Genomic DNA, 13,246 nt, shown 5'->3' with positions numbered 1-13,246 from the left:
GGGTGGGTCGGTCCGCCGCGGCGGGGCGCGGCGGACGGTCGGGACGGGCGGTCGGGACGGGCGGTCGGAAGGGCGGTCAGGACGGGCGGTGCGGCAGGAAGACCTGCTGGTAGACCTTGTCGATATAGCGGTCCACGTCCACTTTGCCGGGCTTGTACCACTTATCGAAATCGGCGTGCGCGACGTCCTCCTGCGGCCCGGCGGCCTGCGCCTCCTTCAGCCACCGGTCGGCGGCCGACTGGATGTTCGCCACGAACGCGCCGGGGTCCTCCACCTTGGCCTCGGTCCGCAGCTCGTTCAGCATGCGGGTGTTGGCCGCGGTCATGGCCTTGCGGGCGTCCTCGGCGAACGGGCCGACCGAGCCGCCCGCCGCCTTGGCCTCGGAGACGGCCTGCGCGATGTTCGGCCAGATCTTGCCCTCGATGTTGGCGGCCAGGAACACGTCCAGGCGGTCCCACAGCAGCTGGCGGGCGACCAGCGGCAGCCCGTCCCAGGTCCGCCGGTTGATCGCCATGCCGCCGGGGGCCAGGGCGAACCCGGCGGCGGGGTCGATGGTCACGTTCGGCGCGACCTTGACGAACCCGCCGAGCACGCCGACGGTGAAGCTGGAGACGGTGCAGTCGACCACGCCGCGCTGCAGGCTCTCGAACTGCTCGGTGTAGGGCACCGACGCGGGCGCGGCGCCCAGCGCGGTCAGCTCGGTGTTCTGCGCCTGGCCGCCGGAGGCGGTCTGCACGCCCTTGAGCGCGGCCAGGTCGCGGCGGGGCTTGCGGCAGAACATCACGTTGGCGCCCGAGTCGTAGTAGGGCACCATCAGCTTGATGCCCTTCTTCTCGAACTCCTTGGTGATCTCGGGCGTCTTGAAGGCCACCTCGTTGGGCCAGGCGTTGGACTGCATCGTCCCGGCGACCGGCGTCTGGTTCGACACGAAGCTCGCCTGGATCAGCGCCGCGTTGGCCGGGTACTCCGACGGCTCGTAGATCGGCAGCACCTGGCCGATGTCCAGCCGGCCGTCCACCAGGGCGTCGTCCACCTCGGCGGGCGGGGCGACGCCGTTGGAGTAGGTCACCTCGAAGGTGATCTTCCCGCCCGACCACTCGGTGACGGCCTTGAGGTAGTCCTCGACGTTCTTGCCGGTGACCGAGCCCTTGGGGGACGGGGACTGGGTGGTCAGCTTGATCGGCTCGACGTCGGCGAAGGCCGCCTTGTACTGCTCGATGGTGGCACCTGCGGGGACGCCCTTGCCTCCCCCGCCGCCGGCCCCGCTGCCCTGGGTGTCGGCGCAGGCCGACAGTGCGAGGACGCTGCACGCGCCCACGGCGAGGGCGGCTGCGCGCACGCCCCGGCCACCGCTGTTAGCGACCATGTTCCACTCCGTCGCTCGGGAAAAGATGATGAATATGATTCGCCTGTATTACGTCCAGGTCAAGAGTTCTATGCGCATGAATCGAAGGAAATATGGCCAGGTGGGGAACGTGCACGCTAGGTGCGCAGCCCGCGCCAGGCGGTGGTGCCGCCGTCCACCGGGAAGACCCCGCCGGTGACGAACGAGGCGTCGTCGGAGGCCAGGAAGCAGACCACCTTGGCCACCTCCGCCGGCCGGCCGAACCGGGGGATCAGGTGCGCGCCCGTCATCTCCCGCAGCCTGGCCTCCCGGTCCGGCGCGGCCGCCAGGTGCGCGCGGCTCATCGGCGTCTCGATCGCCCCCGGGCAGTAGGCGTTGCAGCGCACCTCGGGCGCCAGCGCGATCGCGGCGGCCCGGGTGAGCTGGATGACCGCGCCCTTGCTGGAGGTGTAGGCCGCGGCCGGGTAGCCCGTCATCCCCGCGACGGACGCGGCGTTCACCACCGACGGGCCGCGCCCCGACGCCCGAAGGTGCGGGGCCGCCGCCTTGGTCGCCGCCCACACCGCCTTGACGTTGACCGCGTACACCCTGTCCCAGGCGTCCTCGGGCAGCGTCTCGAACGTGGCGCCGGGGGCGACCGCGCCGTCCATCACCCCGGCGTTGTTGACCAGGGTGTCCAGGCCGCCCGCCGCCGCGGCGGCCGCCCGCACCATGTCCGCGACCTGCGCCGCGTCCGCCAGGTCCACCCGGATCGGCAGGCCCCGCGCGCCGGCCTCGCCGACGGCGGCGGCGGTCTCCTCGGCGGCGGCGAGGTCGATGTCGGCCACGGCCACGAACGCGGCGCCCTGCCGGGCGGCCTCCACGGCGATCTCCCGTCCCATGCCGGCGCCCGCGCCGGTCACGAGCACACGCTTGTCCGTGAGCATGTCGGTCTCCGTTCTGCTGTTGGAAGGTGTGCGCGCCGCACCCGGCGACCGACCGGTGTCCCCCGCCCGCCGCGGCGGCGGTCAGTCGCCGGCGGCGGGCACGCGGCGGCCGGCCTCGAACAGCGCGGTCGGCTCCTCGTAGCGGCCGCCGGCGAAGGGGGAATGGCCTCCGGCACCGGTCATACCCGCGTCGACCGGCAGCACGATCCCGGTGACGTGGGACGCCTCGTCGCTGGCCAGGTAGAGCGCCCCGGCGGCGACGTCGGCGGGGCGCAGCGGCCGGTCCATGTACGCCGTCCGCCCCAGCGCGCGCTCGGCCCCGTCCAGGTCGTCGGCGCCTCCGGCCACCAGTCCGGCGGTCATGGCCGACACGACCGCGCCGGGCACGATCACGTTGCAGCGCACACCGAACCGGCGCAGTTCGGCGGCGACCGAGTTGGACAGCCCGATGATCCCGGCCTTGACCGCGCTGTAGACGTGCGGGCCGACGCCGCCGAGCACCCCGGCGGGGCTGGAGGTGGACAGGATCACCCCGCTGCGCCGCGGCTTCATCACCCGCGCGGCGTGCTTCATCCCGCACAGCGCGCCGCGCAGGTTGACGGCGATGGTCAGGTCGGCGTCCGCCATGCGGGTGCGGTCGATCGGGCCGAGGGCGCCCATCACCCCGGCGTTGTTGAACATCACGTCCAGGCGGCCGAACCGTTCGACGGCGGTGTCGACCAGGGCGGCCACGTCGTCCTCGCGGGAGACGTCGGTGCGCACGAACACCGCGCCCTCCCCCAGGGCGGCGGCCAGCGCCTCGCCGGGCCCCTCCTGCACGTCGGCGATGACGACGCGGGCGCCCTCGGCGTGGAACAGGCGGGCGGTGCCCTCGCCGATCCCGCTCGCGCCGCCGGTGATGACCGCGACCTTCCCGGCCAGCCGTCCGGACATTGACCCTCCTCGGTCGGTCTGCCGCGCGCGGGGGTGTCACGCGCGGAGGTCGCACAGGGGTGTGCGGGGAAGCGGGCGCTTCGGGCCCGGTCAGGGGGCGACGGCGATGGACTTGGTCTCCAGGTACGACCGGAAGCCCTCGGGGCCCATCTCCCGGCCCAGGCCCGACTCCTTGTAGCCGCCGAACGGGGTGCCGAACGCCTGGGGGCGCCCGTTGACACTGACCATGCCGGTGCGGATGCGCCGGGCGATCGCCAGCGCGCGGTCCTCGTCCGGTGTCCACACCGAGCCGGACAGCCCGTAGCGCGAGTCGTTGGCGATCGCCACCGCCTCGTCGTCGCCGGCGTACTCGATCACCGCCAGGACCGGCCCGAAGATCTCCTCCTGGGCGACGCGCATGCCGTTGTCGACGCCGTCCAGCAGGGTGGGCGGGACGAACCAGCCGCGGGCCAGCGCGCCGGGCAGCTCGGCGCGCTCGCCGCCGACGACGACGCGGGCGCCCTCGGCCCGGCCGGTCGCGATGTACCCGGCGACGCGGTCCCGCTGCACCTCGCTGATCAGCGGCCCGACGGTGGTGGACGGGTCGGCGGGGTCGCCGAGGCGCTGCGCGCGCAGCGCCTCGGCCAGCGCCGCGACGATCTCGTCCCGGCGGCGGCGCGGCACCAGCACGCGGGTCTGGGCGATGCACGCCTGGCCGTTGACCAGCAGCGCCATCGGCAGCAGGGCCGGGACGACGGCGTCCGGGTCGGCGTCGTCGCAGATGATCGCGGCGGACTTGCCGCCCAGCTCCAGGGTGACGCGGGCGATCCGGTCGGCCGCCACCGCCATGATCTTCTTGCCGGCGGCGCTGCTGCCGGTGAACGCGATCTTGTCGATCCCGGGATGGGCGACCAGGTGCTCCCCGGCGGCCCGGTCGCCGGGCACGATGCCGAGCACTCCCTCCGGCAGCCCCGCCTCGGCCAGCGCGTCGGCCAGGGCGTGCACGGTCAGCGGCGTCTCGGGCGGCGGCTTGAGCACCACCGAGCAGCCGGCCGCCAGCGCCGGGGCGACCTTGAGCGCCGGGGCGCTGAGCGGACCGTTCCACGGGGTGATCGCGGCGACCACCCCGACCGGCTCCTGGGTGACGATGCTGGCGTTGGCGCCGTCGGTGCGCCGCTCGTCGTAGGGGAAGGTCTCGGCCAGGTCGGCGTAGTAGCGCAGGTGCCGGATCGGGTTGGGCACGTGCGCGCGCTCGCTGAACCAGATCGGGCAGCCCAGCTCGGCGGTGATGCCGGCGGCCAGCTCGGGGGCGCGCCGCTCCAGCAGGTCGGCGGCGGTGCGCAGCACCCGGGCGCGCCGGGCCGGGTCGGCGCCCGCCCACACGCCCGCGTCGAACGCCCGCCGCGCGGCGGCGACCGCGTCGTCGATGTCGGCGGGCGAGGCCAGGGCCGCCTCCCCCAGGCGCTCGCCGGTGGCGGGGTTGCGCACCTGCACCGTGCGACCGTCCCGCGCCGGAACCCGGCGCCCCCCGACGAACAGCCCCAGTGGCCCGCTCCGCACCGCCGCCATCTGCGCTCCGATCCCGCCCGATCGCCAAATCTGTGATAATGAACATAAGGGTCGGTCAACGGAAGGTCAAGGGCCCGACCCCGCGGACCTGCACGGACCATGATCATTCGGGCGCGGAGCGGATCGCGCACATCCGCGCCCGCGGCCGGACCGAGGAGCGACCATGACGAGCCGGAGCGAGATCGCCGACCTGCTGCGGCGGGTGCGCCGCCTGGAGGAGAGCGAGACCGCGCGCAACCATCTGCACCGCTACGCCGAGGCGCTCGACGACCCCGACCCGGAGGCGGTCGCGGCCCTGTTCACCGAGGACGGCGCGCTGCACACCCGGCTGGCCGGGCGGCCGGGCCGGACGATGACCGGGCGCGCGGCCATCGCCGCCTTCTACCGGGACCGGATCGCGGCCGACCCGTCGCCCAAGCGGCATTTCATCGTCGGCCCGCGGACCACCTGGGTGGCGCCGGGCGAGGTGGAGATCGCCTCGTACTTCCTGTTCACCGCGCGCGCCGACGTCTCGTCGGTGATCGGCTGGGGCACCTACCGGGACCGGCTGCGGGTCGACGGCGGCACCGCCCTGTTCGCCGACAAGACCATCGACCTGCAGGTGAGCACCGACCTGGAGAAGGGGTGGGCGCGTCCGTGAACCGGCGAACGGGGCGCGCCCGGCGGGCCGGGCGCGCCCCGTTCGCCGCGTGCGGCGCGGCGGTCAGGCGAACGCGGGGAGCACTTCGTCCTTGAACAGCTCCAGGGTCCGCAGCACCTGCTCCTGGGGGAGGTCGTACCACTGGGCGCGCAGGATGACGTGGGTGAACCCGTCGGCCTCCAGGGCCTTGAGCGCGGCGACCGCCCCGGCCGGGTCGGTGAACAGGTAGGAGGCGTCCGCGACCTCCTCGGCCGCCCGGTCGCCGCGCAGGTGCCGGTACGCCTCGCCCTGCTGCGGCGCGTTGTACTCGGCGTACTTGCGGGTGAGGGCGCCGCGGGCCGCGATGCCGACGGCCCGCGCGCGCTCGCGGTCGCGGTCGAGCACCAGCTCCCGGCGGACGACCAGCTCCGACGGCCCGAGGCCGAGCCGCTCGCGCTCCCCCCGGTGGTGCCCCAGGAGCGTGCGCAGCTTCTCCGGGGTGACGTGGGGCGGGACGATCCAGGCGTCCCCGAGCCGGGCGGCGCGCAGCGCCCCGGTGCGGTGCGGGCCCGCGCCGATCCACACCGGCGGCCCGCCCGGCTGGACCGGCGGCAGGCTGATGCGCTGGTCGTCGACGCGGAAGTGCTCGCCGCGGAAGGTGACGCGCTCGCCGCTCCACAGCCGCCGGATCAGCGCGACGGCCTCCTCGTAGCGGCCGAGCCGGTGCTCCATCGGGATGCCGAAGGAGGCGAACTCGTTCTCCCGGTAGCCCATGCCGAAGCCGGCGACGGCGCGTCCCCCGGTCAGGTGGTCCAGGGTGGCGAACTCCTCGGCGACCTCGACGGGGTGCCGCAGCGGCAGGATGAACATGTTCGTGCCCAGGCGCATGCCGCCGGCGTCCTCGGCGAGCGCGGCCAGCAGCGGCAGCGGCTGCAGGGTCGGCATGCCGCCGAGGTAGTGCTGCAGCACCCAGATCGAGGAGATCCCCGCGTCGCGGGCCGCCCGCACCTGCTCGCGGATCAGCGGGACGCGCCGCGCGGGCACCGCGTCCGGGGGGAAGTCGTTCATGACGGCGAGCCCGAACCGCAGCACCTCGGCACCTCCACACGCCCGGGCCGCCCCGGGCGACATCGTACGGACCAGCCGGACAGGGGACGTCAGGGCTGGAAAAACAGGTTTATCATGCGCCTGGATTTCGGCCCGGGTCAAGCGCCCCGGCCCGCCGCGCGACCTGGGCGGGCCCGCGAGGAGGGCCGTCGCCCCGGCGGACGCTTGACGCGGTGGCCGGCCACCAAATACCTTCATTTCATTATCAGAGTTAAGGGGTAGGGAGCGCCTGGCAGTGAGCACGCCCACCGCATCGCACGAACGGCCCGGGCCGCCGCCCGGGGAACTGGACGTCCTCGTCGTCGGCGCGGGCTTCGCCGGCCTGTACGCCCTGTACCGGCTGCGCGCGCTCGGCCACCGGGTGCACGCCGTGGAGGCGGCGGGCGACGTCGGCGGCGTCTGGTACTGGAACCGCTACCCCGGGGCGCGCTGCGACATCGAGAGCGTCGACTACTGCTACTCCTTCTCCGACGAGCTGATCCAGGAGTGGGACTGGACCGAGCGCTACCCGTCCCAGCCGGAGATCCTGCGCTACATCAACCACGTCGCCGACCGGTTCGACCTGCGCCGCGACATCACCTTCCGCACCCGGGTCACCGCGCTGACGTTCGACGAGGAGGCCGGCGCCTGGACGGCCGTCACCGACCACGGCGACCGCGTCACCGCCCGCCACGTCATCATGGCCACCGGCCAGCTGTCGGTCGCCAAGCCGCCGGAGATCGAGGGCGTCGGCGACTTCGCCGGCGACAGCCACCACACCGGCGACTGGCCGCACGACGGCGTCGACTTCACCGGCAAGCGGGTCGGCGTGATCGGCACCGGCTCGTCCGGCGTGCAGGTCATCCCGCAGATCGCCCGGCAGGCCGCGCACCTGACGGTGTTCCAGCGCACCCCGCACTACATCGTCCCGGCCGTCAACCGGCCGCTCGACCCCGGCTACGTCGCCGACCTCAAGTCGCGCTTCGCGGAGTACCGCGAGCAGGCCCGCAACCACCCGGGCGGCACGCACCGCGTGCTGCACGAGGACCTGGCGGTCGAGGCCGACCCCGAGGAGCTGCGGGCGCGGCTGGAGGAGTACTGGCGGCGCGGCGGCCCCGACATCCAGGCCGCCTACCGGGACATCACCCGCGACCCGGAGGCCAACGAGCTGGCCGCCGAGTTCGTCCGGTCCAAGATCCGCGAGATCGTCCGGGACCCGTGGGTCGCCGAGCGGCTCACCCCGCGCGGCTACCCGTTCGGCAGCAAGCGCCTGGTCCTGGAGATCGGCTACTACGAGACGTTCAACCGCGACAACGTCCGCCTGGTCGACGTGCGCGAGACCCCCATCGAGCGCATCGAGCCCGAGGGCGTGCGCACCGGCGGCCCGCACCCGCAGCTGCACCGGCTGGAAGTGCTGGTGTTCGCCACCGGGTTCGACGCGCTGACCGGCGCCGTGCTGAAGATCGACATCCGCGGCCGGGGCGGCCGGTCGCTGCGCGACAAGTGGTCGGCGGGCCCCCGCACCTACCTGGGGCTGGCCACCCACGGGTTCCCCAACCTGTTCTTCATGGCCGGGCCCGGCAGCCCCTCGGTGCTCAGCAACGTGCTGGTGTCGATCGAGCAGCACGTCGAGTGGGTCGCCGACCACCTGGAGTACCTGCGCAAGAACGGGCTGACCCGCTCCGAGGCCGTCCTGGAGAAGGAGGACGCCTGGGTCGAGCACGTCAACGAGGTCGCCGCGCAGACGCTGTACCCGCGCGGCAACTCCTGGTACCTGGGCGCGAACGTGCCGGGCAAGCCGCGCGTGTTCATGCCCTACGCCGGCGGGGTCGGACGGTACCGGCGGATCTGCGCCGACGTGGCCGCACGCGACTACGACGGCTTCGCCCTGAGCTGACCCCCGAGCCGTCCCACGAACCGACCGCGAGCGGGAAGGCCCCGCACGTGCACACACCAGGAGGTCCGGCGCGTGAGCCCTGCTGACATGCGCGACGACAGTCCCCCCGCCGACGGCCCCCTCGCGGGCGTGCGCGTCATCGAGCTCGGCTCGATGTACGCGGCGCCGACCGCCGGCCGGATGCTGCGCGACTTCGGCGCGGACGTGGTCAAGGTCGAGGACCCGGCCGGCGGCGACTTCGCCCGCCAGTGGCAGCCCGCGCACAACGGCCTGGCGATCGGGTTCTCCCGGCTCAACGCCGGCAAGCGGTCGGTGGGCATCGACCTTCGCCGGCCCGCCGGGCGCGACCTGGTCCGGCGGCTGGCCCGCGACGCCGACGTGCTCATCGAGAACTTCCGCCCCGGCCGGATGGAGGCGTGGGGCCTGGGCTACAAGGAGCTGTCGCAGGACAACCCCGGCCTGGTGCTGACGCGGGTGAGCGGCTTCGGGCAGACCGGCCCGTACCGGGAGCGCCCCGGGTTCGGCACCGTCGCCGAGACCGCCAGCGGCTACGCCTTCCTCAACGGCTGGCCGGACTCCCCCCCGACCGCGCCGCCGTTCGGGTTCGCCGACTCGATCGCCGGCATCGCGGCGGCGTTCGGCACGGCCATGGCGCTGTACCGGCGGGAGGCCGGCGACGGCACCGGCGGCGAGGTGGACGTGGCGCTGTACGAGCCGCTGATGTTCATCCTCGGCGACGCGGTGCTGCGCTACACCGCCTCCGGGGAGATCATGCAGCGCTGCGGCAACGCGTCGGGCGCGGCCTCCCCGCGCGGCATCTACCAGGCCGCCGACGGGGCGTGGCTGTCGATCGCGGCGTCCAACCAGAGCATCGCGATGCGGCTGTTCGACGCGATGGGCCGGCCCGACCTGCGCACCGACGAGCGGTACGCCACCAACGCCGCGCGCATGGCCAACAACGAGGAGCTGCAGCGGATCGTGGCGGACTGGGTCCGGTCGCGGCCGCGCGCGGAGGTGCTGGCCGTGCTGGACGAGCACGAGGTGGTGGCCGCGCCGGTCAACGACGCCCGCGACATCACCCGCGACCCGCACTTCGCCGAGCGCACGCTCAGGGAGCTGGCGGGCACCGTCCTCGGCCCGGCCGCCGCGATGCCCGGCCCGGTGCTGCACGTCAAGGACTACCCGGGGCCGGTGTACCGGGGCGTGCCCGCCGTCGGCGAGCACACCGGCGAGGTGCTGGGCGGGGAGCTGGGGATGTCGGCGCAGGAGCTGGCCGAGCTGGCCGCGGCGGGCGTGATCAGCGCCCCGGGAGGGGCGTGACGATGACCGCACCGGTGGCGCCCGGCCCGGCGGCCCGCGGCACGCCGCGGCCGAAGAAGACCGCCGAGCTGCTGGCGCAGCGCATCGTCGCCGACATCAACCGGCGCGGCAACACCGTCGGCGACCGGCTGCCGCCCGAGCGGGAGATGCTGGAGCACTACAGCGTCGGCCGCGGCACGCTGCGCGAGTCGCTGCGGTTCCTGGAGCTGCAGGGCGTGATCGCGCTGAAGCCGGGCCCGGGCGGCGGCCCGGTGGTGCAGCGGCCGGACGCGGGCACGCTGGCCACCACGCTGACGCTGCTGCTGCAGTTCGGCAACGCGCCGTTCCGCACGGTCGCCGAGGCGCGCGGCGGGCTGGAGCCGATGATGGCGCGGCTGGCCGCCGAGCGGATGAGCGCCGGGCACCTGGCCGACCTGCGCTCCAGCGTCGAGGTCATGGGCGACCACCTGGACGACCAGGCGGTGTTCCTGGAGCAGAACAAGCGCTTCCACGACGTCATCGCGCACGGCTCGGGCAACCAGCTGTTCGGGCTGGTGGTGGACGCGCTGCTGGGCATCCTGGACGGCTCGGCCATCGGCATCGACTACCCGGAGGTGCGGCGCCGCGCCGTGCACCGGGCGCACCTGCGGATCTACGAGGCGATCGCCGCGCGCGACCCGGCCGCGTCGGCCGAGGCGATGACCCGGCACATCGAGGAGTACATCCGCTACGCCGAACGCAAATTCCCCGAGGTGCTGGCGGCCCCGATCGTGTGGAGCGACGGCCAGTAGCGCCCCCGGCGGCACCTCGGCAGCGCCCCGTCGGGGGCTCCGGAACGCCCCGGGTGCTCCGGGAGGGCCGCGCGGGACCTCCCGGAGCACCCGGTCACCTCGCCCAGGGCGAGTCGATCCCCAGGACGCGGGCCATGGTGCCGCCGAGCACGGACTTGGTCTCGTCGTCGGTCAGGCCGAGCGCCCCGATCGCGGCGATCTCCGCGCCCGGGTCGGTCATCGGCCAGTCCGAGCCGAACACGATGCGCTCCGCGCCGTGCCGCCGCACCAGCCGCCGCACCCGCTCGGGCGGCAGGTCCGCCAGGCTCGGCGGCCAGGACGTCTCCAGCACCACGTCGGCGCCGTCCAGCATCTCCTCGGCCTGGTCCAGGATGCGGTAGCCGCCGAAGTGGCAGGCCACCAGCCGCAGCTCGGGGAACCGCCGCGCGATGTCGGCGATCATCCGGGGGCTGGACAGCGCGTTGGTGCGGGCGTCGCCGCCCTCCCCCACGTGGGCGATGACGGCGACGTCGGAGCCGAACGCCTCCAGCAGCTCCCACAGGCGGGGGTCGTCCAGCGCGAAGTCCTGGAACAGCGGGTGCAGCTTGACCGCCGTGACGCCGTGCCGCCGCAGGCTGGCCAGGTTCTCCTCGACGGGCAGGTCGACGTGGACGGTGCCGACCGCGATCCGCCGCTCCCCCGCCAGCCCGGCGACGAACGCGTTGACCTTGTCGACGTGCCGGGCCTGGTCGGCGATGCCCAGGCAGCAGCTGACGTCGACGCCGGCGCGGTCCATGGCCGCGGTCAGTCCGCCGACGGTGCCGTCGCCGCGGGCGGTGAGGCCGGGCACGCGGTTGCCGCCGAGCGCGGCCGCGGCGATCCGGTCCGGCCACACGTGGCTGTGCGCATCGATGATCATGTTCTCCTCACAGCTTGCCGGACTCGCCGCCGTCCACCACGAAGGTGGCGCCGGTGGTGAACGACGACAGCGGGGACAGCAGCAGGCACGCCAGCGGCACCAGCTCGTCCGGGTCGGCGATGCGCCCGGCGGGGATGCGGGCGACGCGGCGGCGCAGCAGGTCGGGCGACTCCAGCACGGCGCGCTGGGCGTCGGTGCGGAACGCGCCCGGCGCCAGGCAGTTGACCTGGACGTTCTTGGCGGCCCACTCGGCGGACAGGGCCTCGGTGAAGCGCACCACCGCGCCCTTGGAGGTGGAGTAGGCGACCAGGTGCGGCTTGCCCCGCACGCCGGTGGTGGAGGCGACGTTGACGATGCGGCCGCCGCCCTGGGCGATCATGTGCCGGCCGGCGGCCCGGGCCAGCAGCATGGGCGCCAGGACGTTGACCGCCATCACCTCCTTCCACACGGCGGGGTCCTGGTCGGCGAACTTGCCGGCGGGGGCGATGCCGGCGTTGTTGAGCAGCGCGTCGATGCGTCCGTGCCGGGCGACCACCTCGTCGGCGAGCCCGGCGACGGCGTCCTCGTCGCGCAGGTCGGCCTCGATCGCGGTGATGCGCCCGCCGCCGCGCGCGGCCAGCTCCGCCAAGGCGTCCTTGGAGCGGGCGGCGCCGACGACGTGCGCGCCCTCGGCGGCGAGCCGGAGCGCGATGGCGGCGCCCAGGCCCCGGCTCGCGCCGGTCACCAGGACGACCGCGTCCCGCAGCCGAAGATCCATCACGACACTCCCTTCGCCAGGCGGCGCGCGAGCGAGTCGAGCAGCACCTCGGTGGCGCCCTCGTAGACGCGCAGCGGGCGCGCGTTGCGGTACAGCCGTTCGATCTTCGCGCCGCGCACCAGCCCGAAGCGGCCCATGACCTGCAGGGACCGGTCCACGACCCGGCCGGCGGCCTCGGTGGCGGCGACCTTGGCGATCGAGGACATGTCCAGGCGGGCCAGCGGGTCGGCGCCGGCCAGCGCCGCCGCCCGGTAGGCGAGCGCGCGGGCCGCCTCCACCTCCGTCCACGACAGCGCCACGTTCTGCGCGACGGCGCCCAGGTGGATCAGCGGCCGGCCGAACTGCTCGCGGGTGGTGACGTGCCGCAGCGCCTCGTCCAGGGCCGCCTGCGCCAGCCCGACCGCCGCCCCGGCCACCGACACGCGGAACACCGCGAGCGTCCGCAGCATCAGCGAGAACGCCTCGCGGGGCACGCCGAGCCGGTTCTCCTCGGGCACCACGACCCCGTCGAAGTCCAGCTCGCCGAGGATGTGCGGGGCGATCAGGCCGCTGCCGGGGGTGACGGTCAGCCCGGGCGCGTCGGCGGGGACGAGCACCATCGAGTACCCGTCCCCGCCCTCGCGGCCGAGGACGCAGTAGAAGTCGGCCGCGCCGCCGTTGGTGATGAACGACTTGCGGCCGTGCACCCGCACGCCGCCCGCGACGCTCTCGACGGTGGTGGCGACGGCGCGCAGGTCGGACCCGACGTCCGGTTCGGTGAGCGCCAGCCCGGCGATCGCCTCCAGCGCGGCCACCCGCGGCAGCCACGACCGGCGCAGCGCGTCGCCCCCGCCGACGGCCAGCGGGTAGCTGCCGATGCCCTGCATGGCGAACAGCGAGTCCAGGTGCGCCGAGGAGTACATCAGCGCCTCGCGCACCACGGTGATCGTCAGCGGGTCGAGCATCTCGCTCTCCCCGCCGTAGGCCGCGGGCACCACGTGCCGGGCCAGGCCGGAGGCGCGCAGCGCCGCCAGGGTCCCGGCGTGCACCTCGGTGCTCTCGTCGGCCTCGGCGGCGAACGCGTCCACCTGCGCCGCGACCTGCCGCGCCGCCTCCCGCACCTTGCGGTGGCGCGGGCTCAGCTCGAACAACTGCCCTTCTTCCACGA

Annotated in this window: 12 protein-coding genes; 4 read left to right on the top strand and 8 right to left on the bottom strand. The window is 74.5% G+C overall.

The features are described from left to right. Window positions 1-76: 76 nt before the first annotated feature. The 4 genes from dctP to ABD879_RS15270 all read right to left on the bottom strand — a co-directional run bounded on the left by dctP (window position 77) and on the right by ABD879_RS15270 (window position 4,752). A complete protein-coding gene (dctP, locus tag ABD879_RS15285; protein ID WP_345021923.1) occupies window positions 77-1,366 on the bottom strand; it encodes a TRAP transporter substrate-binding protein DctP in 1,290 nt (429 codons plus the stop codon). Window positions 1,367-1,482: 116 nt separating this feature from the next. After that, complete coding sequence (locus ABD879_RS15280) at window positions 1,483-2,271, bottom strand: SDR family NAD(P)-dependent oxidoreductase (protein WP_345021922.1); 789 nt, start codon at window positions 2,269-2,271, stop codon at window positions 1,483-1,485. 81 nt (window positions 2,272-2,352) lie between these two features. Beyond that, the gene (locus ABD879_RS15275) at window positions 2,353-3,204 is read right to left on the bottom strand and encodes an SDR family oxidoreductase (RefSeq protein ID WP_345021921.1); all 852 of its coding nucleotides are present in this window, start codon (window positions 3,202-3,204) and stop codon (window positions 2,353-2,355) included. Between the two features lie 90 nt (window positions 3,205-3,294). Then, a complete protein-coding gene (locus ABD879_RS15270) occupies window positions 3,295-4,752 on the bottom strand; it encodes an aldehyde dehydrogenase (protein WP_378269150.1) in 1,458 nt (485 codons plus the stop codon). 163 nt (window positions 4,753-4,915) lie between these two features. Between ABD879_RS15270 and ABD879_RS15265 the strand changes: the two genes are divergently transcribed. After that, on the top strand, window positions 4,916-5,392 hold the full coding sequence (locus ABD879_RS15265; RefSeq protein WP_345021919.1) for a nuclear transport factor 2 family protein: 477 nt from the start codon (window positions 4,916-4,918) through the stop codon (window positions 5,390-5,392). A 63-nt stretch (window positions 5,393-5,455) separates the two neighbouring features. On the opposite strand, the gene ABD879_RS15260 is transcribed toward ABD879_RS15265, so the two are convergent. Further along, the gene (locus tag ABD879_RS15260) at window positions 5,456-6,463 is read right to left on the bottom strand and encodes an LLM class flavin-dependent oxidoreductase (RefSeq protein WP_345021918.1); all 1,008 of its coding nucleotides are present in this window, start codon (window positions 6,461-6,463) and stop codon (window positions 5,456-5,458) included. 250 nt (window positions 6,464-6,713) lie between these two features. Between ABD879_RS15260 and ABD879_RS15255 the strand changes: the two genes are divergently transcribed. The 3 genes from ABD879_RS15255 (at window position 6,714) to ABD879_RS15245 (ending at window position 10,444) form a co-directional block, all read left to right on the top strand. Next, on the top strand, window positions 6,714-8,354 hold the full coding sequence (locus ABD879_RS15255; RefSeq protein WP_345021916.1) for a flavin-containing monooxygenase: 1,641 nt from the start codon (window positions 6,714-6,716) through the stop codon (window positions 8,352-8,354). 72 nt (window positions 8,355-8,426) lie between these two features. Further along, window positions 8,427-9,674, top strand: coding sequence for a CaiB/BaiF CoA transferase family protein (locus tag ABD879_RS15250; RefSeq protein WP_345021914.1), 1,248 nt, complete (start codon window positions 8,427-8,429; stop codon window positions 9,672-9,674). Between the two features lie 2 nt (window positions 9,675-9,676). Further along, complete coding sequence (locus ABD879_RS15245) at window positions 9,677-10,444, top strand: FadR/GntR family transcriptional regulator (RefSeq protein ID WP_345021912.1); 768 nt, start codon at window positions 9,677-9,679, stop codon at window positions 10,442-10,444. A gap of 94 nt (window positions 10,445-10,538) precedes the next feature. Here ABD879_RS15245 and ABD879_RS15240 read toward each other — a convergent pair whose 3' ends face one another. The 3 genes from ABD879_RS15240 to ABD879_RS15230 are packed head-to-tail and all read right to left on the bottom strand — an operon-like array spanning window position 10,539 to window position 13,244. Next, on the bottom strand, window positions 10,539-11,342 hold the full coding sequence (locus tag ABD879_RS15240; protein WP_345021910.1) for an amidohydrolase family protein: 804 nt from the start codon (window positions 11,340-11,342) through the stop codon (window positions 10,539-10,541). Window positions 11,343-11,349: 7 nt separating this feature from the next. Further along, complete coding sequence (locus tag ABD879_RS15235; RefSeq protein ID WP_345021908.1) at window positions 11,350-12,099, bottom strand: SDR family NAD(P)-dependent oxidoreductase; 750 nt, start codon at window positions 12,097-12,099, stop codon at window positions 11,350-11,352. After that, window positions 12,099-13,244, bottom strand: a complete 1,146-nt coding sequence (locus ABD879_RS15230; RefSeq protein ID WP_345021906.1) for an acyl-CoA dehydrogenase family protein — start codon at window positions 13,242-13,244, stop codon at window positions 12,099-12,101. The genes ABD879_RS15235 and ABD879_RS15230 overlap by 1 nt, the downstream gene beginning before the upstream one ends. Window positions 13,245-13,246: the final 2 nt, after the last annotated feature.

Origin of the sequence: Actinomadura keratinilytica, assembly GCF_039539665.1 — a bacterium.
Classification (GTDB): domain Bacteria; phylum Actinomycetota; class Actinomycetes; order Streptosporangiales; family Streptosporangiaceae; genus Spirillospora; species Spirillospora keratinilytica.
Note: the sequence above shows the minus strand (reverse complement) of the source record. Positions and strands in the feature narration are given on the sequence as shown.